The sequence below is a fragment of the Synergistaceae bacterium genome (genome assembly GCA_012728235.1).
Lineage (GTDB): Bacteria > Synergistota > Synergistia > Synergistales > Synergistaceae > JAAYFL01.
Genome location: JAAYFL010000154.1, coordinates 1 through 1,872 on the forward strand (window position 1 = coordinate 1; position 1,872 = coordinate 1,872).

Here is a 1,872-nt window from a genome sequence, read left to right on the forward strand (position 1 = left end):
AGGAATAATCGCTTTTTTATTAGTCTTTTTGCTTGTAGTATACGGTAGAGTATGGTATAATGAATTATGGCATATATAGTGAAAAGAAAAAACAGAGAAGGCAAGGAGTACGTCTATCTTATAGAGTCTTTTAGAGAAGATGGAAAGGGCAAAAAGAGAACTCTCAAATCCTATGGTTCATATGAGGAATTAGAAAGAAATGAACCTGGCGCCTATGAAAGACTTAGAAAAGAAGCTAAAGAAGGCCTACTTACAGATGAAATCGGAAGAAAACTTAGTGTAACCTATGAGCTTGATTCTCCCCTCTATGATGAGGATCTTTCCTATGGCTGGAAGCTATTAGACGATGTCTTTGAGATGCTTAGAATTGGGGATGCTATTAAGGAGAACTCCAAGGATAAGAAAAAGGCCCTAGTCTACGAGAGAGTCTTAAAACTTCTTGTCTACCAAAGGATCCTAAACCCAGGTAGTAAGATCTATACTGCCAGGAGTCAAAAAGAACTCTTTGGAAGCTGGGATCTAAGTAGTAATGACATATATAGGTCCCTTGAACCTCTTAGCCAGCTTAAAGAGGCTATCCAGTTAAGAGCCCACGAAGAGATAAGTAAGAACATTGGCAGGCTTGGGTATTTGGTTTTCTATGATGTGACTAACTACTACTTTGACATCGACTTTAATGATGAGGATTTGGTGGACAAGACCACAGGAGAGATAAGTAGTGGCCTAAGGAAAAAAGGGCCTTGCAAATCAAATAGTGGAAGTCCAATTGTTCAGATGGGTCTTTTCATGGATTCAAATGGTATCCCTATTAGTTACAGGCTCTTTAGTGGTAATGAGACAGATCCCCTCACCTACTTACCAGCTATCAAGCAGGTCAAGAGGCAGTTTGGTCTTGAGAGAGTTGTAGTGGTTGCAGATAAAGCAATGAATAGTAAGAAAAATGTAGGGGCTAATCACGCAAATAAAGATGGCTGGTTATTCTCACAAAAGCATAGAGGAAGAAGAGGCTCCCCTAAAGATATCCAGGACTTCATCTTAAAAGAGGATGGATGGCTCTATAATAAGACCATGGACTTTGCCTGGAAGTCTATGATAAGAGTGAGGGCTCTGGAGGATGGCCTTGAAGTAAAGGAGAAGGTTCTTGTTACCTGGAATGAAAAGTATGCTCTTAGGGAGAAAAAAAGGAGAGACGGGGCTCTAGACTATGCTTCAAAGCTTACAAATGCTGAGCTGTTTAGACAGACTGCCAAGAGAGGTGGCAAGAGATATCTTGAACTTTTCTATGAAGACCCCATTACAAAGGAGTTGAGACCCTTTAGTCCGGTGATAAAGATAAACGAGGATCAACTGGCCTTTGATGAGCAGTTTGATGGAATAAATGTCCTTGTAACAAGTGAATTAGATATGAGTGAAGAGGAGATAATGGCGGCCTACAGCGAGCTTTATAGGATAGAAGAGTGCTTTAGGATTACAAAGACTGATCTACATGCAAAGCCGGTTCATCTACGCTTAAAAGATCATATAGAATCACACTTTCTAAGTTGTTTTATATCTCTCATGATAATTCGAATAATACAGACCCTAGGAGGTGATGGTTTTGACTTTAGTGCCGCTAGGCTAGCTAGGGCCCTTGGGAGTGCCGGAGCACATGAACTAAACACAGGTTTTTACAGGGTAAAGGGTAATGAGGACTTTAAGGAGCTAGTAGAAAAGCTAGGAATAGACTGGAATAAGGGAATAGTAAAGTATGAGGAGTTAAGAGACTTCTCTAAGGGCTGGTGTACCACAGTCAAATCACAACAAATAATCGCGCTAGGCCTCTAATGGCAAGGCTAAGCGCGATTTATAATTTATTAATTTGATAAACTCGGG

1 protein-coding gene is annotated in these 1,872 nt (G+C 40.4%); it reads left to right on the plus strand.

The features are described from left to right. Positions 1 to 66 precede the first annotated feature (66 nt). Positions 67 to 1,824, plus strand: a complete 1,758-nt coding sequence (locus tag GXZ13_07810; GenBank protein ID NLX75708.1) for a transposase — start codon at positions 67 to 69, stop codon at positions 1,822 to 1,824. Positions 1,825 to 1,872: the final 48 nt, after the last annotated feature.